This is a genomic window from Cryobacterium sp. N19 (assembly GCF_002929595.1).
Classification (GTDB): Bacteria; Actinomycetota; Actinomycetes; order Actinomycetales; family Microbacteriaceae; genus Cryobacterium; species Cryobacterium flavum.
The window spans coordinates 359,243-385,178 of record NZ_PJJR01000054.1 but is presented as its reverse complement, the minus strand read 5'-3'; the positions used below and the strand labels follow the sequence as shown (position 1 = coordinate 385,178).

The window sequence follows — 25,936 nt, the reverse complement described above, 5'->3', positions numbered from 1 at the left end:
AGCTCTGGATCCAACGATCTGCGGTTCTGGCAGAATTAAGTGGCTTGCGCCGTCGGTACGCAATGCGTTTAAGTTTGCCGTGGTACATGCGGCGTTCGGCGTCACCACGTGGAGGCAACCGCAGCGTTGAAGGAGCTCGAAGACGTCATCAAGCGTGACCTTGAAAGCTGGATTCAGATCCAGACAAACACTCCCACTACCTAACTCGACCACGAGTGCCACCCGTGGAGGAAGTCCGCGACTTAGCAAAAGTGCGTCCATGCCGGAGTCGCAAGCAAGCCACTCGCCCCCGACCGCTCAAGGCTCAGCCACGGTTCCGAGTTGCCTTACTGTGCGTCCTAACCTGATGCTCCTTCAACTTCAGATCTCGAAGGCCTGTCCCCGCTGGCAGCGACCAAGACTTCGGGTTTTTCGATCCTGCTCTCAAACTCCAGTCGCAGAGCATCGTTAAGGCAGGAATCCCGGCAGGGCCTGTGACTTCTGCGGCGACAATGCCCGTTCCCCCTCGATCTGCAAGAGGCGTGGGAGGACGGTTCTTTGAGAATTAGCGCTCGAACGCGGAAAGCAACACCTTGAATATATAGCAGAGCACAAGGACGAGAGACTCGCTCGTGAGGCCGCGCATGCTCTCACCGGGGCGGTGTTAACAGGCGGAGGCCCGCGCCCTTGAACAGGCAGAATTGACAGCGGCAAGAATCGCCCTGGAACAGTCGCCGGGTTACGTCAGACCTCCTGTCAAACGCGAATCAACAGTATGCGGATCTTGTGGAGCCTCCAACCAGTATTACCGTATCTACACTTCCCGCCGACGGGTTCGGTGAGGAGTGTCGAAGGTCCTGGTTTGGACTCCTGAGTTCAGAAATTGGCGTCCGTGGGCCCTTCAGAGGCCCCCTCCGATGGCCGTTCTGTCGAGATCACCCGCCGGAGTCGATCCCTGGTTCTGAACGTGTGATCAATCGATTCCTGGAACATTTTGAACCCGCAATCAGTTCAGGAAGGGACACTAGTGGATGCCACCGCCTCCTCGATGAGAAACCGGCTTGCACTCGCACGCACTTCACCAACGATTACTGGGAGACAAAAAAGCACGGCCTCAGCCGCCGTACACATCAGAAGACAAGAACAACTGGCCGCGGGCGGGCTCGAGCAGCGCCTCACTCCTTTTGTGTCCCTCGCGGCCGCGCATTCGATACAGTTCAACCAGGGTAGGAACACGCGATGAACAGCAATTGGGCTGTTCAACGATGAGAAGGACCCAACAGGCGACCGGCAACGACGGGACAGCCAGTTTTCAAGGATGAACCAGGGGTGGGGATGAGCGTGGACAACGTGCGGGGATTCGTCGAACTAGGGCAGGTTGACTTTGTTCCGAGCAATACAGTTCGCTTGCTGGCGCGACCGGAGATAGTCGGGGTTATAACCGCTTCGCACGAGATTGCTGGGACACGCAGATTCGACGTCTTCCACGACGGTGAGAATCACGGGTACTTCGCATCGCAAATTGAGCTGGTCAAGACGACGCCCAAGGAAGCATCCATTTCAGGGTCAGCTTTGCGTACGGGACTGACTTCCGAACTTCTCCGCGACAAGAACACAAGTTACCTTCACGCACGCAATGCTGGGCGCATCGACTACGAGCCGTATCAATTCCGTCCAGTGCTGAAGATCGTGCAGGCTGACCGCCCACGCATCTTGGTCGCCGACGACGTTGGTGTCGGCAAGACCATCGAGGCATGCCTCGTTCTGAAGGAGCTTCAGGCTCGACAGCGCGCACGCACGGTCCTGATCATCTGCCCAAAGCCCCTCGTTGTCGATGAAAAATGGCGCAATGAGCTCAAGAGATTCGATGAGGACTTCGTCCACTTGAGTGGCGCTGATCTTCAGTTCTGCCTAGAGGAGTCACTGCGCGAGGGCGAATGGCCATCACGCTTCGCAAAGGCGATCGTGCCTTATTCTCTCCTGGATGAACGTCTGCTTCTCGGGAGCGACACCAAACGCGGTGCACGACGACCGGGTCTTGTCGATTTGGCCCCCGGACCGCACTTCGACTTGGTCATCGTGGATGAAGCACACCACATCCGCAATCGACCGACGTTTGCGTACCAGAACGTACAGCGCTTGACCGAATCAGCGGAGGCGGTCATCATGCTTACCGCGACTCCCCTGCAGACAGACAGCAAGGACCTGTTCACCCTCGTGAATCTCCTGCGCGACGATCTCGTTCCAACAGAACGCGACTTCGCGCAGATGCTCGAACCAAACGAACATCTCTATGCGGCGGTCGAAGCAGCACGTGGCGGTGTCAACGGCTGGCAATTCGACGTCGGTGACGCTCTTCGGCGAGCTCTCGCAACAGGCTGGGGTCACCAAGTCATGAATGTCGATCCAAGGGTCGGACAGATCACCGATCTTCTCGCCGAAGATCCCACTGATGCCGTATCGCGAGTCCGTGTGGTGCGCGCCTTAGAAGACCTCAACACATTCTCGGCCATCGTCACCCGAACCAGACGACGGGACATTGGTACGTTCACGATGAGGAAGCCGAGTGCGCCTCTCGTTGATTTCACTCCCGAACAGGAGACCGTCTACGACGCGGTTCTAGAACTCTGCGGCCGGATTGTTGCTCGTCAAGCGCCCGGGATGTCTATTGAGTTCCTGCTGTCAATGCTTCGACGCCAAGCTGCGAGCTCCATAAGCGGTCTCGCCCCACTAATCCAACAAATGCTTGAAAATAGGTTGGACAAGGTTGAGTTCTCCGAAATTGGAGAAGATGTCCCTGACTCGATACCCCAATTTATGCAAGCCTTGCGCGAGGACGTTCGGGCGCTGGGTCGGATGGCGGCAAGCCTCGACGGCTTGCCGGACCCAAAAGTCGATGTCCTCCAGCAACTCGTCGCCGACAAGCAGCTAGAAGAAAACAACAAGATACTTGTTTTCAGTACATTCCGTCACACCCTTAAATATCTCGAGGAGCAAGCTGAATCCTGGGGAATCCGCGTCGCCGTCGTCCACGGTGCGATTCCTGACGAGGACCGACACGCATTCCGCAGGCGTTTCAAACTTGCTAAAAGCAACCCTGAGGCAATCGACCTGATGCTCTGTTCTGAAGTGGGAACGGAGGGCCTCGATTACCAGTTCTGCGACACTCTGGTGAACTACGACATCCCATGGAATCCGATGCGTATCGAGCAGCGAATCGGGCGAATCGACCGGCGTGGACAGATGAGCGAGTCCGTTGCGATCATCAATATACTGACGCGCGGAACGATCGAGGCTGAGATCTACGACCGCTGTCTGATACGGATTGGGGTGTTTCACCGCGCTCTCGGCGGCAGCGAGAAAATCCTCGGTGATATGACAACGGAGTTGCGAAAGATCGGTGAGGACTTGACGCTCTCTGCCACAGACCGAAATGAACGACTCCGTCAGCTGGCCGACAACGAGGTTGCACGCATTCAGGAAATGGAACGCCTCGAAGACCAGCAGAGTTCGCTCCTCGGCCTAACGACAGAATCGTTCGAATCACGGGTTTCAGAGGCGAGCAGCGAGTGGCTCGAGGACGACAAAATCGGCGATCTGGTTCGATCGTACTTCGCGGAGATCCTGCCAGAACGTCGCATAGCTTTGAGCGCTGGCAAGGTCGCCACGGTGCGCTTGGATGAGGTTGCGGCTGCCAGAGTAAGTGCCGACCTGCGCGCAGCCGGCGGGGACCCGCGAATCGAGCGGGTGCTGCGGCGGAAGCCCGTTGTATTGAAAGTCACGACGAACGCCGAGCTGGCGGACACAGATGACGTGGAACTTCTTGGCGCAACTCACCCACTGGTCCTTGTATCCTCGCAGCATGCGGCTTTGGCAAATTCACCGACGGTAGCATTGCGGGCCCAGTCGAATCTCGTAGCCCCTGGGACATATCCTTTGGCAATCTACAGCTGGACACGATTCGACTCACGGGACAGCATGACGCTCCGGTACATCAGTACCAGCCCGGAAGTGGAAGCGGCCGCCGGCGGTCTTCTGGCCGTGGCACTGGACGCTGATTCCAATGCCTTCGTCAGTCGAGCCGAAACAGATGCCTTGGACGAGCGTCACCACACGGAATGGGAATACGCGAGAGAGACGCATGTGGCGCGCGCCACTGCTTCGGCAAAGCAACGGGTGGCTTCCCTTCGCGCCCAGCGCGACCGTCAGCTAAGCACCGTCGAGTTACAGGCCACCAACGTCAGCGAACCCAATATTGTGAGAATGCGCGAAAGCGAGCTGTCGAACATTCAGGACAAGTTTGACCGTCTGATAGCACAACATGAACGTGCCATTGCTGGGTCTGATTTAGTCACGAAAAGACTTGCAGTCGTCGTCCTCGAGGTGGTAAAACCATGACGACCTTTGAGTCACTATCCGCGCGGAGACGCGCATACGTGGACGCGGCGCGGAACAACGGTTTCGAGGAAGGTCTCCGTAACCTACTGGCCAATTTGTACCCGGACAACGCCCACTTCATTTATGAAATCCTCCAGAACGCGGAGGATGCTGGTGCTCATGAGGTCAATTTCGATCTTCGATCGAACGGCCTACGCGTACAGCACGACGGCTCACGGCTCTTCGACCTGCGCGACATCGATTCGATCACCGGAATCGGGCAGTCCACTAAGGCGGACGATGCGACAAGTATCGGCAAATTTGGAGTGGGCTTCAAGGCGGTGTTTGCCTACACTCAGACACCTGAGATCCACTCCGGCGAGCATTCGTTTGCAATTCATGATCTTTTCGTACCAACTGCAGTTCCGAGGGACGTGCGTGACGGGTGGACTAGCTTCTGGTTTCCCTTCGACCGCGCTGACAAACCTGCCCAACAAGCGGTCGTGGAAGTTGCGAGCGCACTGCGAGAGATCTCAAGGACAACGTTGCTGTTCTTGAACAACATCACACTTATCGGTTGTTCACTCCCCGACGGGGACGAACGATTGCTCGAACGACGCGCGCTCGATACGCGCATCATCTCTATTGAGAGTATTCATGAGACCGGCGGCCCCGCCTATTGGTACCGCATCGCCGGCGATGTCGATATCGATGGCAATTCGCTCCCAGTCGCAGCAGCCTTCGCGCTCGAACGACACGCTCCGAAGGGGCCCGGGCCAACGAAATACTCGATCATGCCCATTGCTGGCCAAGTTTTTATCTACTTTCCAGCAGTCAATGAGACGTCCGGGCTGAAATTTCACGTGCATGCACCTTTTGCGTCGACCGTGGCGAGGGACAACGTACGGGATGACCCCGGGAACCAGTCCCTCGTCGAGGGGATCGCCAACGTCATCGCCGACGCACTTCCGTCGATGCGCGACGCGGGGCTCCTCACCGACGGACTCTTCAGTGCGCTGCCCAACAAAGACGATGTTTTGCCACACCGATACACGGCAATACGAGTCCAAGTAACAACTGCTTTCAACAGCGAGTCGCTCGCACCAACTGTCGACGGCGAGAATGCCCCGGCTAAGGAGCTTCTCAGAGCGGAGTCGAACCTTTACTCGACCCTGTCTATCGAGGACGCAAAATTTCTTGGTGCGACGACTCCAGCGGTTCAGGCGGCTCCAGGTCTTGGTTGGCTAAAGTCCGGGAAAGGACGAGTCGGTGCTTTCCTAGACTCCCTCGATGCCGTCGACTTTGGGCGTGATGAGATTACCTCGATGTTCAAGACAATGACGACGAGTTACCAGCAGGCGGACGTAGTCGAGGTATCTCGGAAAAATATATCGATATGGAACGATTGGATTTCTCCAAAGAGCGACACGTGGCTGCGTGAGTTCTATTTAATGCTTCAAGCCTTTACCCCGCGATCACGATCGTCGAGCCGCCCATACGATCAGCCCGGACACGACCTCGCTCGGGCCTTGATCGGGGTTCCCATAATTCGCGTTCAATACGGTAGGAGTGTTCGACATATTTCTGGCGAAGAAGGTTACCTACCCACCGCAGTAGGCCTTCGTGCAGACGGTCTCGTGATCGATTCGCTCGCAGTCTTCGAGAACGACAACGATGCAGAAGGCGACGTGGACAATCGCGAGCTCCGCGCATTCTATGAGCAATCGAAGGTACGACCTTGGGACGCTGCGGCGCGGCTGGACGAGTGCTTCAAGATGTACGGTCACGAACCCGCGTCGGTAACTTACACCCACCTTCGTGACCTCAGTTCCCTCAAGCAACTGCTGGAAACTAAGGCTGTCGCCCCCAGCACGTACCGCGGCAAAGCCATATTTGTCGCTGTCCGCAGTGACGGAACTCCATACTGGGCGGCCCCACAGGACCTTTACATAGATGAACCGTTCGCTCCCACGGGGCTGTCCTCGCTTTACGACTCTGCAACATTTGCCGGACCGCCACCGGGACGGCTCTCCGCAGAGTACGTGGGAAAGTCTCCCGATGCGGGCTCTTTGGCACAAACACTTCAAGCTATAACAGGACTTCGTATTACTCAACTGAATGCTTGGAACAACCCGAACTTCGAGACGGGGTGGCGCTACGACGGTCGGGAGAATCAGAATATGACCTCGATCGATTGGACCATTCCAAACTTACGATTGATCATTTCAACCGGCGATGAACAGCTTCTTCGGACACTTTGGCGCGTTGTCACCACCTCTGACACGAAGTTCGGAGAGGCTCTATATCGCTCAAATTTATCTACCAGCATTCATCGATTTCCTTCAACGCTATTGATGCAACTGAAATCATCTCCCTGGATACTGGACCGGGATGGAAATGGGCGTGTTCCAGCAGACATGACCGAGGACGACCTTCCCCCCGACTTGTTCAAACCCGCAAATGCCACACTTTTGGATTTAGCCGGATTCGGTCGCAACGCGGCCAGTGCCACCTTTATTCGGAAAGTTGGTGAAGAAAGAGCGCGATCTCTGGGATTCAAGTCATCGGAAGAACTTCAACTCATTGTCGACGCGTACAAAGAGTCACCGGAGGAGATTCTTGAGTGGATACGCGATAGAAAACAATCTTTACCCGATGCCCCATCCGCTGCCCCCGGGCAACGAGCAAGTCGTGCTGGCGAACTTGCAAGATTAGCTCCTACGCGCACGTACGATAATCGCGTCAGGTCTGTCTATGTCCAAGTTCCTGGCCACCGCAGCGCCGCGCGGATTTACCTTACTCAGTTGTATACGAACGAAGACGGCACGATGCTCTGCCAAATCTGCCTATCGGCGATGCCCTTCAAGGTTGATGGTGGCTACTACTTTGAGGCCGTGCAGTTTGTCAAAGACACCGCGCTAGACCTCCTTGAGAATCGTCTCTCTCTTTGTCCGACCTGCGCGGCCAAATACCGACACGCCCGCGATACCTCACTCGAAGATTTGCGAGATGATCTCTTGACTCAGACGGTCGGCAATCAAGGAAGCGTTGCCGTCGAAATAGTGCTGGCCGGTGAACCCGGCAAATTACGATTCGGCGGCAAGCACGCGATCGACCTCCAAGCCGCTTTGCGTGCTATGGAAACCGGGCGCATTGACGATGACATGTCTAACGACTAAGAATTCTCGGGCTCTCGCACCGTACCATCCGCAGGAATCACCCGACCTAGGTCAATTGGGGGGTTTCCTAGTACCACGGCTAGCCGGGGCACATCGTACGTCGCGGTCCGCTGTGCTGCAGCGCAGCACCATCGGGTTAGTGAAGGGTACACTCGCAAACGCTGCCGAAGCCTGGTGCAAGATTTTACTGAATCTTGAACTGCGATCCGTGACCTTCTAAGCGAGAACGGTTCGCGGCACTTGTTTGTCGACTCGCAGTAAGACTGTCGACAGCATCGTCTCGAAGTCGGAGCCCGGCGATGTCTTGTACGTGAGTCGGTGCCACCTCGACGGATGCCGCGGCGGGAGTTCGACGCTCCAGATCGGTGCGGTCAAGACGTCTAGACGGTTCCATAGCCAGGCCAATTGTTCGCGATAGTGAATGCGCGCGGCACCAGTTGGTTCACCGACTCCGTAACCGAGAACTATGCCGTCGCAATCATTGATTCCCGCGCTGATGGCTGGCCGGGACCGCAGCCATGGCTCCGGGTCTTGCCCCGCGGTAGACATACCATTCGTTCTGAAGGTCGCTACGTCCAATACATTGACGACTCGCACCTCACTGAAGCCCAAGAGCTGCCGAGCCATTTCAAGCCTCTTCAACGTACGTTCGCCGGATGTCTCCGGCGGCGTCGCAAGGATCGCCAGAAGCACCGTGGCCGGCTCCAGTGCGCTGCCGGACGATTCCGGCTCGGCACTATTGCTTGGCGGCTGAGACCCAGCCCCAGCCGCCATCAGTCGATCGCATTCAGCACGAGAATGGGCCTCGCCACAATGTCAACAGCTCCCAGCCGGTCAACGAACCGCGCCGCCAACGTCGCACTCGCCAGCCCCGGTGTCAGCGCCGCTGAGAACTTCAGTCCTTCCACCGCTTCCGGGCTGACCACGGGCAGGGCCGTCGCCACATCCGCCGTGCGAATATCCTCGATACTGATCTCGGTCGGCAGACGGATGCTGAGGTTATCGGCCGCAGTGCCATCCGGATATCCGAGCCCACTCAGCAGCGTCTCATTTGCGCGAAGCCCCGCCCAGGTCCAAAAAGTGATGCCCTTCGCCCCCCGCGACAAGACCAGCCCACCAGCATCCACGGTCGAGCCCATTTCTTCGCGAATGGTCGCCATGAGAGCAACGCTCCGTTTCGAGAAGTTGACCTCGGGTGTCGCCCCAAGCAGAACGTCCCGACTGGCGCGAACGAGCTCAAACCCCTCAGCAATGGGAGCGCTGGGCCAGCGCACTTTACCCTTCTCATGGTCCTCGGTCACCAGAACCTCGTGCTTGTTCCAATCCACGGATTCGATCCTCCAAGCCCGCCCCGCCAGCAGCAACGGCTTGGCTGCGGCCTTGTCATGGCCAGCCAGAGATAGAGGCGAAACCGAGCCGATCTCTCTGCGCCCGACAAGCACCTTCAGCTCGAGGTCAGCGATGAAAGAGGTCAACAGGTCCATGAAGTAACGCCGCCCGAACTCCTTCTCAGCGCGGGGTCCGATGAAGAGCATGCCAGAGTCTTCGACCAGAAACTCGTTCTCGCGCAGGAACGTCAAGACGAGTGAAGCGTCGTCCATTAGAGTGAGCCCGCCCCACCAGTCACGCCACGTTTCGGTCCCGAATCGTCCCTCCTGCAGCGCCAATGCTAGTAGTTGCTGCGCCGCGATATGAAGCGGCGCGGGCGGCGGCACCACAGGTTCAACAAACGCAGCGCGCCACAGCAGCAATAGTCCGGCGGCGCGGAGAAATGTGGCCGGTTCGATGGCGAGGAAAAGCGCGTTGCGCGCCGTTCCCGGGCGGCGCCCCGTGCGGCCGAGGCGTTGAAGAAAAGACGCCACGCTTCTTGGGGCATCGATTTGGATCATCCGGTCGAGGTCGCCAATGTCTATTCCGAGCTCGAGTGTGGACGTGGCGACTATGACGCAGTCTCGAGCCTCAGCGAAGGCACGTTCACTCTGGCGGCGCTCATCGGCCGACAGGGAGGAATGGGACACGAACGTCGTGACCTCGAGCTGCCGCAGCTCATAAGCGAGGTCTTCGGCCTGGGCCCGAGATTCACAGAAGACGAGACGTTTCTCCCCGCGGTAAAGCCGCGACAGCACGAGCGCGGCATTAGCGACCGACCCGACATAATCGAGTGTCACCTCCGGCGCCGTCGCATTCGCGGGCACGTCTTCGCTCACGATGCGAGCCGGGCGTCCCCGCGCCGCGCCGGATCCCTGCATCCAGGTGAGCATTTGGTCCGGGTTTCCGATCGTGGCCGACAGACCGATGCGTTGAATAGGCGCGTTGGCCAGCCGCTGAATCCTCTCCAGCACCGCCAGTAGATGCCAACCGCGGTCGCCTCCAGCAAAGGCATGAAGTTCGTCAATAACGATCGCTCGCACGCCTCGAAAGAGATTGTGGTGGTCGACCCGTCGGGAAACGAGCATCGCCTCGAGCGACTCCGGCGTCGTCAGCAAGATATCGGGCGGGTCCCGCAGAATTCGTTTTCGTTCACCGTCCGGCACGTCCCCATGCCAAAGTCCCACCGTGCGCCCCAGCCAGTGCCCGTACCCATCCAGGCGCGGCTTAAGGTTGTTCAGCAGTGCCCGAAGCGGCGTCACGTAGAGCACCGACATTCCCTGCCAGTTGGCATCAACCATCTCCGAGAGCAACGGAAAGATCGCTGCCTCGGTCTTACCGCCGGCCGTTGGCGCCACCAGAAGACAGTCTGCCCCCGAGCGCACCGGTTCCACGGCGGCCTGCTGCAAGGGACGAAGGTTGTTCCAGCCCAGCGAGTTGACGATGTGGTATTCCAGTGCCGGGTTGAGCCCGGTGGCATCACTCACCTAGAGACCGAGGTCGACATCGTCGACGGATGCCGCCGCCTTCAAGTCGCCCAGGTGTGCCGCCTCTCGTTCCACGTCCGTTAGCTCCCCCGCCGAGACCGTCAGTGGATAGTCCCGTCGCGGCTCATAGTCAGGGAATTGATCGACGCGGTCCATAACATCGACGAGCTTCCTCAGGTAGAGGCGCGGGGAGACGCCGACTCTACCGCCCAGTTGTCCGGCTACGGCGTTGGCGAGTTCCTGCACGTAGGCATCGTCGATGAGCGTCGCGACCCGTTCGGGCGCCTGAGAACCTGGCGCGTAGATGTCCCGCACCCGCACGCCCAACTCGCGCAAGGAGTCCTGGCCAAATCCAGGGAGTCGAATCTGCGGCGCACGAGGATTGTCGTAGCGTGGGTCGCTGGAAAAGTCTGCGGAGATACGCTGCGCCAGCGGTGGAAGCCGCTGAATTCCTTGCTGCCCATCGAAAAACGCGGGCGTGCCCGTGATCACCAAGTAGAGTCCCGGGAACCGCCCGGAGTCGATCTCATCGACAAGCTGCCGGAGAGCATTCAAAGATTTCTCGCGCACGTCGGAGCGCACGCGTTGCAGCGTCTCGACCTCATCCAGAACGATCACGAGGCCCTGATAGTCCGAGTCGCGAAGCACCGTGAGCAGCCCCTGCAAGAACCCGAGGGCTCCAAAATGGTCGAGATCGCCGCGTACGCCCGCCGCACGACGAACGGAAGCAGAAACATGCGGTTGACCAGCGAGCCAAGAAAGGAGTCCCTCAGCCTGTGGCACGTCCCCCGTGAGAACGGCGTTCCGATAGCCGCGAAGCGCTGCCGCGAAAGCGGGTGCCGCCTTGCTCACCGCAGACAAACGACGTTCGAGCAGGGCATCCGTTGCTGCCATTACGGCCACCACGTCGGCAGCGTTCGTTCCGTCCGCAATAACGTCGGCTTCCAAAACATGGAACCAACCGTCGATGACCTCACGAAAGGCGCTGGGCTGCGCCTCCGCCGTCGTCAGGTTCTCGATGATGCGCCGATAAATGGTCTCCAGGCGATGGAGCGGGGTTTCAGTCTCGGAGATCTGAACTTCGGCGCTGGCGAATCCTTTGCGCTTGCCGGTTTCGGTCAGCCACCGAGCAAAGAAGGTCTTACCCGACCCGTACTCGCCCCGAATAGCTTTGAATTGGGCACCACCGTTGGCCACCGATTCCAGCTCGGCGTCGATCGTTTCCGAGAATCGGTCCAACCCCACAGCCATCACATCGAGACCGCGCTGCGGAACGGTCCCCCGGCGCAGCGCGTCGACGATGTCGCGCCGACGTCGAGCGCTCTTCGGTACTGTCACTTGCCTGGTTCCAGACCAAATTGCTCCCGCAAGAGCGGAAGATCAAGGACCACGGTGTGGCCGTCTGTGTCCGTGGCCACGACGTCATAGCCGTCGACATTGAGCAAGCGCCGGAAGGCTGCGAGGGTAGGCTCGATCGCCGTAGTCGAGATGCCGGCGGCGACCGCCAGGGTGTCCTTGTGCGCCCGGCCGCCCTGATCGACCAGGACCGAAAGCAGACCGTGCACAATCACGTTCGCCAGCGGATGCCGCCCCGCACGCGCTTCCTGCCCGGCAAATATTTCACTGGCCACCACGCTCTGGGCCAGATCTGCCAGAGGCTGAACGGGGTCCTCGGCCGGGGGCAGCTCGAAGAGTGATTGAGCGTCGACGGCCAACGGCTTCTTCGTGGCCGTGGTCTTCGCCGGTGCCGGAACAAGACGAGGAATCGCGCGCGCACGATCGTTCCACCAGACGGGAGCTTGAGGCATTGCATCGACCCAGCCGCGAACCGCGGGCCGTTCCTGTCTCCGAAAAACCAAGAGAGGGATCGTCAGTTCGGCCAGGCTGGCCCCTCCGTGGTAGCCGGCTGCCTTACTGGTGTACCGCAGCCCTTCGACTCGTGCCAGAATCGCGGATCCGCCCGGAGCCAGCACCCGGGGGCCGCTCACCTGGGTCTCGCTCGGCAGGGCGGGTCCACTGGCAACGCTCCGCCAGCGTCCGCCAGCGCCGGGAACCGGGCGGTGCTCTCCCCCGCGCTCAATGACGTGACCGTGATCGGAGGTGAGAATGACGGAACGTCCAGCCTGGGCGGCTTCATTCAGCAGCGCACGCAGGTGCTGAACTTGGCCCAAGTTCCAGCGTGTTCCCCCGGGATCGTGCTTCGCCAAAGCGTCATCGATCGTGTTGAGTACGATGCCGACAATCCGCTGAGCGGGCGAAGCGATGGCGCTGGTTACGGTCGCGGGCAGAGTCTCTCCTCCACCAGATCGCAGATCGTCCTTGTGGAAGAGCGCTCCCTTGACGGCAGCGGCAAAACGCGACTTCTCGACGTCCTGCTGGCCGGCCAGAAGCGTTCCCGCGAACAGGGATGTTCGTGAGTACGTAGTCACGGAGGGTAAAGCCGAAATCGCGGCCAGGCGCTGACTCGAGCCCTCCCGCACCAACTCCACCCAGCCGAGCGGCGCCATGTCCTGAGCGAGCTCAGTGGCAACGGCGACACTCATGCCGTCCAGAACGATCAGGAGTACGGGCGCACTTTGAGAAATCGGTTGTACGGCAACGGAGAGAATCTCCTCCACTGGCACAACCCGCGTCGAGTCAAGGCGTGATCCGGTCAAGAGCTGCGCGGCGCGTTCGTCTTGAGCATCCCGCAGCACACGCACCTTTCCCGCCAGCGTGGCATAGGTGGCCGCGACAACCGGCTCAGCCGACCCGCTCCACACCGCGGCGAGGGCACGATCAGCCCAGCCACCATCAACGGCGTACCGTGCCATTCCCTCCGCGAGGGAATCGAATTCTGCATCCGCCTCCTTCGCCCGCAACCAGCGCAGCAACCGCACCGCCATCTGCGCCGAAAAGATCTCGGCCGGGTCGCGGTGGCCGAGAAGGTGAGCGCTAACCAGATTAAGCGCGTCTTCGACCGAAGCATCTCCGTTCGAACTCTGTGTTTTGAGTGCCGAGTTCAGCCGTTGGGCGAGAATACGAAGCCTCCCCAGCAGCCCGGCCCGCAGTAGCTCCGAGTTTTCTGCACCCTCGGCCCAACCCAAGTCGCGGAGCAGGGCTTCCGCCTGCGCGATCACTTGATCGGTGCGGGGGTCACCGGTTGAATCGCGTCGTAACACGATCGACACTGCCGCGTCAGCGTAGGCGCGAGCGCTCGTGCGAGACACGTCGACACCGACATACTGTTCGATTCTCGTGCGTGCAATGATCTGCGCCGCGGGCTCGCTCTCCGGTAAGGCGCGGGGCCAGAGGACATCGGCCGCGAGACCGATCGCAATAACGGAAACAGACTTCCCGGACGCCACTGCGCTGAGGGCCAGAGCGCTGTACTCGCCCAGATAGCGGGATGCCGCAACCGTCATCCCTTTCCGCATTGTTTCGTCAAGGGCGACCCAGCGTTGACGAACGTCCGCATTCTCCAGCTGTTCCAACAACATGATGGCATCCAACTCGCCGTCGCCTCGGAGGCCGAGTACCTGCGCTAGCAGCGCACGCACGGCGAAATCAGCCGTGATCGCCCCGGCCGGAACAGCGGGCCAACCGTTTACCGGCTGGTGCTCGAGGAGGGCCGCGGGAAGCCAAGACCCGATCGCCCGGAGCCGCGGATCGATCCCGGTAGCGTTGAAGAGTGCCGGTACCAAATTCCAGTCATCGATGAATTGCACGGTTTGGCGTTCCGCGGGGATGAGCACGGCACTTCCAAGCTCCTGATCGACGCGATCCGTCAGCACCACCAAAAGTTCGTCCTCGGCAAGGGTGCTGTAAGCGTCGAGCACGGCAAGTTGCGAGACGCCAGCGACGACACGCACAGAGCGGTCGCCAAAGCCGAGGTTGAGGTCTGCCAGCGAGCGCGGCTGAGCACGAAGCAGGAGAACGCGGGTCTCGGCGTCGGCCCGCTCCACAAACAGCTTGATGCTCTCGCGCAGAAGCGCATCGGAGAGAACCGGCGCGTGGCGGGTCCCTGAGGTCATTCCAGCCACCAACGCACGTGCGCCCGCTTACCGGGGTTCTTCGTTAACTCGCTTCGAATCTTCTCGGCGATACCCTGCAGGCGAGAATCTAAAGCGTCATCAATTTCCAGCTCAATCTCGTCGATGGAAGCGATCGAGCCGGGTGGGGAAACTGGGACTACGGGGTCAGGAATCACCGCGATCGGCCCGGTAACCGCCGGGACAACCGGTGGACTAACCGGCGCAGGCGGATCAACCGGCACCGGTCGGTTAACGGGTACCAGACGAATCAACGCCTCTCGGGCGGCGCTACCGGCTTTCAACAACACCGGCTGGAGGGAAGCATGCAGTTCCTCGCGGCGTCCCACGGTCTGCATCTCGTCCAGAACAGCGTTGACCTGGTCGTCGTTGAGTTTGCTGCTCGCATCGATGGATGGCCAGTCGGCGCCCTTTAGCTGCTGGTGAAGAGCCCGGGCGGTGGTGATCGAGCGTGCCACCGCCTGCGCTTCGGCGGGAAGATCTGCCGCGCCGAGAACTTCAATAATGATCCGAGGGTCCCGTTCCAGGACAAGATCAGCCAACACAGCGTCGGCGCGCCGTGCCGTCGCGAGACGGCCGACCGGCGCATGCGCATCGATTCCAAGAACTGCGGCGTGGGCTTCCAGCTGGGCCACGAGGGGTCCGGTATCACCGCTCCATTTCGCCGCGGCCAGGGATATAGCCTGCCCCAGTCTGCGCACGGCGCCCGAGACGAGATGGGGTTCCAATGGCAGGCCGAACAGGGATTGTGCGCGGGCCGTCGCCACGAGCCAGCTTTCCTCCGAGGGAAGATTTGCCGGTCGCAAGAGCAGGTCTGGAGTCAGGGCGCCGGGTGCAGGGGCATCGGCGATTGCCGTGCCACGCACCCATTCACGGTCGGTGAGCAACGCCCAGGTCATGATGACGGCGTCTTGTAGCAGAGTGCCCATACCCCACGGGGCGAGGAACCCGCGGAGCTGACCGACAGTGACACCGTTCGTGGCGTTGGCCGTCCACCGCGTGAAGTCGTCCCGCCAACCGAAGGTGCTCAGGGAGACGGTAAAGACGTTTTCGCGCAGGGTTCCGAGACGCAGCGGCACTGCCAGCCTCTTCAGCACTTTTTGCGCTGCAGCGTCTAAGCCCGGCAGACGGCGGTCATCGCTGGAGCTGGCGCGGGCCACCAAGTCCATGGCGGCTTTCACCTCTGTCGCCCGCACCTCAATCTCGCTCGGTTCGATTTTCGGATGCAGAGGATGCTCGTGAGTCCAGGCCTGATCCAGAACTGATCTCAGGCCGTCGCTCAGATTGACGGCTACGGGCGGCTGAATAGTGAGGCCCGAGGCCAAAGTGGAGAAGATCTCGATGCCTGACAGCTGGGGATCGACATCGTTGCCCTTGATCGCCGCCACACCGTAGGCCTGCCGCAACACGTCAATCACGCGCTCTCGGAGCGCCCTGCGTTGGTTCTCCAGCGCATTTCGGGCCGGCTCTCGGTCGGCCGGAGCAAGCTGACCGGCGTTCTGCTCGAACTGCGCCGGCTTCAACACATATTCCAGCGTGACGAGCTTGCCGATGTCGTCGAGGCGGGCGGCATTCAGAAAGTTGGGTATCCACGCAATGGTGTTGCTCTCGATGCCACCCACCCGCAGCGTCTCGAGCCTCGCGATGTCGTCGCTCGGTGAATGGAGTCCATCGTCGTAGGGAAAATCAATCACCAGGCGCCACGCGCCAGTCTCGGCGATGAGGTCGTCATCGCGCACGTCGGCAGCGTCGCGCACGTTACCGAAAATCACGCTCACGTCGCGTTTCTGGCCACGCCACACCTGCTTCAGCGCGCGCTCTCGAACCAAGAAGCTGCCGCCATCGAGCCCTAACTCTTCGGCGATGAGACCGCGAATGAGTTCTCGCCGGTTTGGGGTGCTGTCTTCAGCACGCACGCGCTCCAGAATGGAGGTGTAGTCCACCCCGGCTAGGTGCAGCGCAATGATCGGGTCTGCACCCGTCGTGATGGAAACCTCACCAAATTCTTGAGCCCACTGCTGCGCCCAGATCAGCACTTGTTGAGCCTCCGTGCCCGGAATATAGGCATTGATCGTGCCATAGTTCAGGGCTGCCAAGCGCGCTGCCGTCAGGTTGCGCAGCGAAGAGGCATTGGGAACCAATTCAGCGATGAGCAGGGTCTTCACCAGGCGGTCTTCCGTCATGAAGACGTGGTCCCGACCCAGACTTGATGCCTCGCGTTCACTCACACGGTGTTTTCCGAGGAGGTACGGGCGCATCTGGTTGCGATAGAAATCGGCGGCAACCTCGAAGTGACGTTTCATGTCTTCGGTGAGCGGTTTCACCGTGCCCAGCACGACCGGGTCGAAAAGGTCTCCCACCGGAATCACATCGGAGGCGGTGAGCGAGTCGCGGCCGTCGGAGAGGAGTTCTCCCATGAGTTTGAGTGCAGTGCGTTCTCGCTGCAGCAGCGACGACAGCGCCACCAGCGCATCGACGAGAGCCGGCGAGAACGGGTAGACGTTGGCAAAATCACCTTCGTTGGAGCCCGCTTCGTCGGTGAGGAGGTAGCCCCAGGACGAGGAATTTTGCTTCACCGTCGCGAGAGCCTGCTTCAAGACCGCTTCGGCCTCGGCATTGACGGGCATCAGCAGTCGTTGCTTGACAATCTTGGGCAGGTCAGCCGCCTGCAACTCAATCTGCTCAAACCGGTCATCCCACCACTTGATGGACTGACCAATCGCCTCTTGTTCGGCACCGACACCGCCCCCGCCCAAGAAGTCCTTGAGGTCGCGCTGTCGGGCCACGAAGGACACCATAGGAATCGGCAGCGTGGACATGCCGGTCTCCACAAGCTTGGCGACCTTGGACGTTTCGCTGGCAATGAATTGGCTGTCCGAGAGATGCTGGGCCAGCCAGAGCACGAGTTCGTCGAGGAAGAGAATCAGGCCGTCGTACCCCAGGTCACGGGCATGCTCGTTCATGGCCTTGATTCCACTGGAGATATCGAGCCAGTCCCCGGCATTGGCATACCCGGTGAGGATAGTGGCTATCAGCGTCTGGGCGAGTTCGGAACGATCAGAGTGGCCGGCCGGAAGACGCAGGGCCGCATCGAAGGTTTCGGCGTCCCACATCGTTCCCACATCGCCCCAGTCGCCGCCGGATTGTTCGTTGATCGCCGCGAAGAAGCCGTCGTCGCCGAGGCGGTGCCGATACTGCTGAGCATCGGCGAAGAGTCCGTCACTGGCGTGCAGCACCGGGAGTGCATGCTCGGGGTGCCGGTCCCGCACGGTATTGAGATACCCGGAGAAGAGCGCCTGTTCGAATGACTCGGCTCCGAGCAGGTGGTAGTCGATTGCCAAGAGCTTGCGCCCAAAGACACTGCTACGACTGGCAATGGTCTGTTGCAAGCCGGGGAGTTCACGGGCGGCAACATTTCCCGAAAGTAGGAGGTGCAAGACCGCCATGAAGTGTGACTTTCCCGAGCCGAAGGAACCGTGGATGAACGTTCCTTTGGACTTGCCCTCATTGAGCGTGCGCTCCACCAGGGCCAGAGCATCGTCGAGCGACTGGGCGATACCGTCAGTAACCACGTAGTCCTGCAGCGTTCGTGCGGGTGCGGCGACACCCTCGTGCAGCCGCAGCACGAAGTCCGAAGCGTCACGGGTCTCCGGAATGTCCAACAGGTCACGGAGGGGGGTGTTAAGGCCGAGAGTGCTCACGAGTTTTCCTCCATGGGGTTCATACCCGTCGTTGGGGCCTTTGTCACGCGCGTGCGACCTCGGGTCGGGGCCGATGGCACCCACGCTGTGACGTCATTCCGCGTCAATCCTTGTCGCTCCAGTTGCGCCGCCAACATGCCCGAGATGGCCGCTGCCGGGCTTGTCCCATAGGCGGCGTCGATCTCCGAGTGCCACTGGTGCAGCCAGGGTTCCAGCTCAACGATTCCGGCTAACAGGGGCGTGAGCTGCTCTGCGGTCGCACCACTGCCAACCATGTCACCCACCAGTACCGACATGGCCAGGCCCTGGGCGGCATGATCCCAGCCGGCCCACCCGTAGATCGGCGAATCGTCCGTTGCCCGGGCCGCACCGGGGTAGGAAATGAAGCGTTCCTTGGGAACATCGAGTTTGCCGCGAGCGCTCCAATAGCTGGACTTCTGAAAGTCCAACGGCGCGTACTTCGGCGGCACGGGAATCGATACCGTTTGGCCGTTGTCTTCCGCGCGCTGCTGCTCCCAGACCTGCTGCCACTCTCGGAACTTGATGAGCCCGCTGGGCTTGTACCGTTGTGCCGCCACGGGCGGCACGCTTTCGGCGGCCAATAGGGCCGCGATTGCCGGTTGCAGTTCGACGTGGGTTGTGTCCGTGAGAATCTCTAATGCCGTTCGTAGCTCCACGTCATCGCGAAGAATATCGGCCAGTTGGCTGGTTGAGCGCGGAACCGGGCGACCTTGGGCGTCTTGCCACAGCTCACTCTTTTCCAATCGGTCCAGCGCGAACGTGGTGGCCGCCGCCGCCAGCTGAGATTCCCAGCTCGGGGTCGCCCACCGACGTTTGTATTCCGGCCGTTCCAGCAGCCGCAACGACGGATTCTCGGCGATGGCGTCGAGACGTCGCTGCACGAGCGCGCGATACTCCCCCGGCCATTCGCTGGGCATCTCCGTGATCGGTGTACGACTGTGGCGATCAAACCACGCCGTGTGTTCGGCTCCCTCAAGAATTTCACGGCCCAGGATGATTTCGAACGCACGGTGTTCAGGAGGCAAGGGCTGGGTATCCCCGCTAAAGGTGAGATCCTCCTCGACGAGACCATAGAGGCGGTACGTCTCCCAGTCGAGTTCCTCTTGCAAGAACACCATGCGGTCACGAAGCGCTAGCCAAGTCTGGCGTGCAGCGACCAAACCTGTCGGATCTGGTGCCCCACCGGTGAACAGCGCGCCCGGCGCTGCGGCTTGGAATTCCGTCGAGGCTGCGTCGATCGCGCGTCCGGTTTCGCGCGGCAACGTCGCTGGCAAAGGAAACTCTTTGAGCTTGGTCGCGGTGAATTCGAAGAATCGCTCCCAAGCCTGGTCTGCAATGCCACCGCCGATGCCACCATTACCCTTGTCGTGGCTGACCTGCTTGAGCCAGAAACAGGCGGTCGAGGAATTGAGGATGCCTAGCAAGTCGAAGTGGTCATCCTCCGTCGCGTCGGCAGCGAGTTTGATCACCGGTGCGGTCCTGCCGAATATTCGCTCGCTCCGGTCCAATACAAAATGATTGTGAGTTGCAACGAAAGCAAATGCGATTGTCAAAGGGGCTCGCAATTTGGGCTTTGCAAGCAGCCCGTACTCGAACCACTCAAGTCCGCGTTGTTCGCGTGTCTTACCGAACATCAAATAACCGGAGACTATTTTGCGAAACGGCCACATCCATCGCGAATTGTGCGCCGACTCCGAGACTTTCAGTGACGAATCATAAGGCCAGAACCGTGGTGACGAGTGGAGTGAGAAATCACGAAGGTCTTCTCCGACTGACAGCTCGGCAGACTCCTCATGACTCCAGGACGGCAGCTCGAACGCTTCTTCCTCACCGATAACGGCCATTATGCCGATCTCGCTCGCTGCCTGACCCAGTTTGTTAGCTCCGCTGGACTCGATCACATTCTTCAGGTCGCCAGTGCCGCCTCCGCTGAGGGACCACGGGTGCTGCGCAAGAGTCGATCGATCGAGGTCGGTGATGCTCGTGTAGGTCCCGTTATACCCGGGCTGGTCGAGGTGGTCGACAATGTCCCGCCAAACCAAGCCCTGGGCAGGGTCCACAGGCTGCCCAGGTTCGCCGCGGACACCGAGTGCCGCACGTACGGTAGGTAAAAGGGGACGACGATGACGACCGAATAGGATCACGGTCGGCGTGCCGTGTCCGGGGATATAGGCTCCCGCCGTGTCGATCACGGCGGTGAGGTCGACGCGGCATCGAGGCGTGTATACACCCGAGAGGAATTGCTCGATGAGTTTTTTGCCGAACTCGCGCTTCATGAACGAGTTTGACGTGATCTTGCCGACATACCCGGCACCCCCACGTTCGCTCTCCGGTTTCGCCAGTTCAAAGAACAGCTCCATGAAGGGCACCGACAGAGCGTACTTGCCCGAGCACGTCGGGTACAGGGCGCGATAGGCCTGATTCAGCGCCTTGTCTTTCACCTGGATGTACGGCGGGTTGCCGACGACCACGTCATATTGGCCGGGCTTGAGCATGTCTGCGTAGTCGAGAATGTCTTCCGCGGCGTAGGCAAAGGTCTCTGCCTCGGTATCGGCACCGATGTCGAGGAAACTGTCGGATGCCTGCCAGCGCAGAAGAGAATCGCCGACGGCAAGCCTGTAGCCAAACGTTGGTGCGGAGACAAAGGATCGATCGCCGGAAGCCTGAAGAGCAGCGACGGTGAGCCTAAACCGGGCGATAGCCACGGCAAAGGGGTTCAGATCCACGCCGTGGATAGAGTTCAACGCCTTCTGCACTCGGGCACGGGCCTCCATTGCGGGCGCATGCACCGTCCAGGCAGCGTTCAGACGTTCGAAAGCGCCCAGCAGAAAGTGGCCGGAGCCGCACGTGGGGTCGATGAGCTTGAGACCGTCTAGGCCGAATTCCGCGACCGCCGGGGTGAGGGTGTGATCGAGGATGAACTCCTCCACAAAGATCGGCGTCTGCAGAAGCGCGTAGGTCTTCTTCGCATGGTCGGAAAGGTCCTGATACAGATCACCGAGAAAACGGGTGTCGAGCGCAACATCCGTAAAATCGTGGATCAAGGCGCCGACCGAATCGGTGCGCCGCCAGAAGTCGACGAGGCCGTCGGCCGCGGCGGCTCCAATCGGTGCCGTCCAGACGGGGCTGTGCGCGGGATCGACAAGTCCTCGGCCCGCCGGCAGAGCGGCCAGCACGCCGAAGGCTTTCTGAAGCCAGTCCCTGGAGTTCAGGGACGGTTCGGCAGCATAGAAAGCGGACTGGTTCTCGATGGCGCGGTCGCCGCGTTCCCCGGAACCGGCGATCCACGGCAACGGCACGGGCACGCCGCTGTCCCGCGCGCCCACAAGCAGATCGTTGTCTTCTGCGAAGCGAATGAACGTGCAGGCGATGATCCACGCCACCGCTGCTTGAGATATCTCGCCCTTGCTCCACTCTGACCACGAGAGCGCGGTGCGTTCGCGTTCGATGGCGCGCGCATGTTCGAGCTTGAGCGCGTCAGCCCAGGGCAGCCCCGGTTCAACGGCGCGCGCCCGCAGATCAGTCTCGAGCATTTTCAGCTGTTTCTTGAGGTCGGCGAGCAGGGCGGGGGAATCTATCATGCAATTTCTCCGGTCTGGAGCGGGAAGAGCTCTCGTAAATCGTTGGGCAAGGTGAGCCATTTATCGGGACCAAACGGCACTGGTCGCCCATCCAGGTCTGGGGCAATCAGAGTTTTACGCCAGGGAACCAGCAGCCACCGTGCCGCGGGCCGCGGCCGGGCCAGGTCCATCAGCTCGGCCAACAAATCCGTCATTCCATAACGCGCCATCGGCGCAGCGTTGAGGAGCAGCAGGGGTTCGGGCAAGGCCGTTATTTCGCGCCAGCGTTCCGTCATGCTCTGCTTGGCTAGTCCGGTCAGCCGACGAAAATCAAGGGATGTCTCATCAACGTCCGCGCGCAAAATAACGTCCCATTTGGCGCCCTTTGCGGCAGCCGTTTCGCGCACACTGGTGACGAGTTCCGCTGCCAGATCGATGGTTCGCGCGTTGAAGCTGTTGTGAAGCAAAAGAGCTGCGCGCCGGTAGCGACTGGGGTGCACCGCCAGGGTGAGCGCCGAATGGCGTTCCAACGAGGAACGCAATACTCGATCAATTTCGGGGAGGGGCGTGGTTTGGAACGCTGTGGGGAATCGTGTGGAGGACTCTCCCCCACTCAGCGTCGAATCGCGAATGGTGAAGCGGTCCACCTTCCACGCGAAGTGGGGGTGGGTTCGTTTCACCACCTCATCGAGTCCGGGCCGCGCGGGAATCGTGTTTATCAGCGGAAAACGCAGCTGAACGCGGCGACGGATTCCGTCCTCGGTGAGTTCGCGAACGGCGATCCCGGCGAGTGAGGCTTCGACAGCATCGGCCGGGGCGAGGTCACGGCGATACACCTCGTCGAGGCTCGACAGTGACGCCCTGTTCGATGCCGCGACGGCCAGTTGCAGCAGTCGTTGGTCGTCCAACGTCAGGCGATCGGGAGTTTCTCGGAGCAAGGCGGCGCGCATGCTGGCGGCGGCGGTGATCGGGTTCTGGGCAGTGGCCTCATCGACGAGCTGGGCCATTCGCCGAGTCGTCGTCAGGAGCGTTTCGGCCGACCCGGGATTCGAGCCAGACCCAGCGCCATCAGTAACGGCGATCAGCACGGGAGTGTCGTTAGCGCGGGATCGCTTTACGGCTAGCTGAGGCACGCTAGCTCGGGCATCCAATTCGATGGCGGCACGGATGAGACCGGTGGCACGGCGCACGCGGTTCGGGCCTTCCACGGATGAGCCGTAAAGAAAGAGCAACGCGGAGGCCACCTCATCGAGTGTCGCCACGCGGCCGCGCTCGGTCACGATGCTGACGACGTCATCGATCACCGTCGTGAGGTACTTTGCTTTGCGCCAGCGCTGGGTTGCGGCATCCAGGAGCTGAGAAACGCGGCCGGGCGTCACTCCGATACTGGCCGCTATCGCACTGAGGGTCGGCCACTCCGGAACGACGTCATCGACGTCTCGGGGTTTACCGAGGAGCAGGTGAAGAGCGGCGACTTCGTTGGTGTTGTTCGCCGTCGGGCGAGAAATCAGACGATCGCTCCGACGCTCCACCGACTCCCGGCGGCCCATTTCCACGACCTCCGGCGGACTCGCGTTCGGGCGCAGCCGCGGATTCCATTCCCGCATGCGCCGCTTGACCTCTTTGCGGTACCGCTCGCCCAACCCGCGAATGGTGTTAATGTCGCTGATCGGGCGCCCCAGAAGCTCACCGACGGTGCGCACGCCCAGCCGGGAGATTCCGGACAGGGCGCGCGGGGACAGCCCGGATTCGGCCAGCGGGGTATCTAGGCTGGCCAGACTTGCCTTGTCCTCCCGCGCACTCTCGTCGGTGTCCACAGTGGAGCTTTCGCTGGCCAAAGTAGAAAACACCTGCCGCCAGGCCACGGACATGTCCGTGGCATTCGTGAAACGGTTCGCGGTATCCGCCGCCAGCGCCGTGGTGAAGAACGTGACCAACGGGGCGGCCACGGTCTTCTCAAAGGTGCTCTCCATGAGCACGACGCGATCGGCAGCATTGAGCGGCGCAGATTCCCCGTTCTCCCACCAGGGCGGGGTGGCCGCTGCCATTTCAAACAGGGTGACGGCCACGGCATAAAGTTCGGCCGCGCGGTCGTATTGCCGCCGGCGGCCCTGCCCGAGGTACGGGTCTAAGTATGGACGTGACCCCGAGGTGATATTCGCTAGGGGTTCGCGGGCGAGGGAGAAATCAAACAGGGTCAAGCGCGGTTTGCGACTGGCCGGATCGGGGGAAACTGCCAAGTTGGCGGGCTTGATATCTCGATGAAATACACCCTGCTCTTCGAGGTAGCGCATGGCCTCGAAGAGATCGTCGCCGTACTGTTCCAGTTGCTCAATGGTCGAACGACCTTCGGTCTGCAACCGGTCAGCAAGGGTCTCCCGTCCGGCATCCGTCATCAAAATTCCGGTGCGGCCATCCACATCGATAGGCCCTTCGATCAGGCGAACGATGCGTGGATGGTCGAGCGTGCGCAACGAGTCCGCTTCGACGCTCATTCTGCTTGCCGCAGCGTCGTCGCGCGCCAGCTTGAGAATCAGTCCCACGCGGGTCGTGACGTAGTCGTCAACGTGGAGGGCAATGCCGGTGGAACCCGACCCACGGCGGCCGAGCACATCAAAACGTTGGGCGAGTTCGGCGCCGGTTTCGGCATCTAAGGGATCGGCCGCGACGGGTCGTTCGTCGGTCTCGGAGCGTTGGGTGAATTCGCCGACTGCCGCGTCTAGCTCGGCCAGAAAGACCTCGATGCTGGCGGTGCGATCGGCTTCTACAAAGCGTGTCGCGCGCTCGACGAGCGCCGCAAAAGCTTCGGGGAGTTCAGGGCTGACGGCGAGAGGATTAAACGAGTCCGAATCGGCAAAGCGGTTCTGTTGCTCCGTAAAGGTTGAGACCGGCGGACGCCCGGTCAAAATCAAGTAGGAAAGCACCCCCACGCCATAGACATCGAGGGGAATGATCGGGGCTGTGGCGTTTCCTTGAAGGGTCTCCGGCGCAAGGTAGTTCCAGCTTTCCGCGTCAATGAGCGTGCTGACGTCAGTGGCACCGCCGGACATGATGGTTTGAGTCGTTGTCAACGTGCCCGCGCGCTTCTTTCCGCTCATCCAGTCCCGAATGGAAACCGAGATGGACGCGTTTTCGTGGGTAACGAAGACCTGCCGCGGGGTCAGCGTGCGGTGCACCAGACTTCGACCGTGGGCGTAGCGGAGCACCTCCGCGATCTTGCGGATGAGCACGATGCGGTCGGCCAGAGCGTAGTTGGAGCCGTCGCTGGCTATGAAGGCGTCGAGAGAAATCGCATCCGGTTCGTAGTTAAAAACGAGCGCGGGACCGGAATTCGCATCCACGTATTCCGTGGGCACCGTGATGCCGGGGTGCGTGAAACCGCTCGTGAGCATCACCTCGCGCTTCGCGTTGCGCTCGATTTCGGTTCGGGTTTCCTTTGAGGCTCCCGGTGGAACGTTGAAGAGCCGCACGCGCCGCTTGAGCGGAAGGGTCGGATGCGAAGCCAAAACGTCCTGCCACCCCTCTCCCTCACCAATGGGATCGGTCTTCTCCAAAGAGTAGATTCCGGCCATGCGGACCACGGGGATCGCGCTGAAGCCTGCTTCCGCCGCAACTTTTCGGAGCGCATTGGCGCGCGGCCCGTCGATGACGGATCGCTCGTCATGCGCCGGCAATTTCAAAAAGTCGCTGAACAAGCGCCCCTGGCCGAGGCCCTCCACGTTGTAACCGTCTAGCGCCCAGACTCCGGCCTGCCCGGCCTCATCCAAGCTGATTCGCGAATCACGGCCGTGCAAGACGACAAGGGAACGGATGAATGGGATCGCGGGCTTGCCCGGAATAGTATTTGCGGTCGTCTTGAGCAGAGAAGAAAGACGCCGTGCTTTTTGGTCGACCAAGATGTATGGATTGCGGACGGAACGGGTGACGCGCCCATTGTTGTGATTCCAAGCACCGCCATTGCCCGTAATGGTGCCGTGCCAGCCTTTGAGCTCGACGAGAAAGAGCCCGTTCTTGGTGAGGAGGAGGACGTCGATCTCGTCCGTGCGCCCATCGTCGCTGACGAACGTGAGGTTGGCCCAGGCGTGCGTGATACCGGCGGCGTCTGGGAGAAGGTCACGAAGTATATCGAGAGCTACGCCTTCGGCCGGAGTAGCAGGCACACCGAAAGCGACCCAGTGATTCGAATCTTCTTGCATGCATCTCCCCCAACGCAACCACCTCTGTCAGCTAGAG

8 protein-coding genes are annotated in these 25,936 nt (G+C 60.7%); 2 read left to right on the top strand and 6 right to left on the bottom strand.

The window, feature by feature from the left end:
* The first annotated feature begins 1,314 nt into the window (after positions 1-1,314).
* Together CXY78_RS19860 and CXY78_RS19855 are read left to right on the top strand one after the other, a co-directional pair.
* On the top strand, positions 1,315-4,377 hold the full coding sequence (locus CXY78_RS19860; protein ID WP_140425744.1) for a DEAD/DEAH box helicase: 3,063 nt from the start codon (positions 1,315-1,317) through the stop codon (positions 4,375-4,377).
* The gene (locus CXY78_RS19855; protein WP_104090849.1) at positions 4,374-7,535 is read left to right on the top strand and encodes a sacsin N-terminal ATP-binding-like domain-containing protein; all 3,162 of its coding nucleotides are present in this window, start codon (positions 4,374-4,376) and stop codon (positions 7,533-7,535) included. The genes CXY78_RS19860 and CXY78_RS19855 overlap by 4 nt, the downstream gene beginning before the upstream one ends.
* A 773-nt stretch (positions 7,536-8,308) precedes the next feature.
* Here the strand turns inward: CXY78_RS19855 and CXY78_RS19845 are convergent.
* From CXY78_RS19845 to pglW, 6 genes are read right to left on the bottom strand one after another with little or no spacing between them, the layout of a single operon-like run.
* Entirely contained in the window at positions 8,309-10,390 is a 2,082-nt protein-coding gene (locus tag CXY78_RS19845) for a DEAD/DEAH box helicase (protein ID WP_104090846.1), read from the bottom strand.
* The gene (gene brxD, locus CXY78_RS19840; protein ID WP_104090844.1) at positions 10,391-11,728 is read right to left on the bottom strand and encodes a BREX system ATP-binding protein BrxD; all 1,338 of its coding nucleotides are present in this window, start codon (positions 11,726-11,728) and stop codon (positions 10,391-10,393) included.
* Entirely contained in the window at positions 11,725-14,403 is a 2,679-nt protein-coding gene (gene pglZ, locus CXY78_RS19835; protein ID WP_104090843.1) for a BREX-2 system phosphatase PglZ, read from the bottom strand. The genes brxD and pglZ overlap by 4 nt, the downstream gene beginning before the upstream one ends.
* Positions 14,400-18,122, bottom strand: a complete 3,723-nt coding sequence (locus tag CXY78_RS19830) for a hypothetical protein (protein ID WP_104090841.1) — start codon at positions 18,120-18,122, stop codon at positions 14,400-14,402. Before CXY78_RS19830 ends, pglZ begins: the two co-directional genes overlap by 4 nt.
* Positions 18,119-21,724, bottom strand: a complete 3,606-nt coding sequence (pglX, locus tag CXY78_RS19825) for a BREX-2 system adenine-specific DNA-methyltransferase PglX (protein WP_104090840.1) — start codon at positions 21,722-21,724, stop codon at positions 18,119-18,121. The genes CXY78_RS19830 and pglX overlap by 4 nt, the downstream gene beginning before the upstream one ends.
* Complete coding sequence (gene pglW / locus CXY78_RS19820; protein WP_104090838.1) at positions 21,721-25,899, bottom strand: BREX system serine/threonine kinase PglW; 4,179 nt, start codon at positions 25,897-25,899, stop codon at positions 21,721-21,723. Before pglW ends, pglX begins: the two co-directional genes overlap by 4 nt.
* Positions 25,900-25,936: the final 37 nt, after the last annotated feature.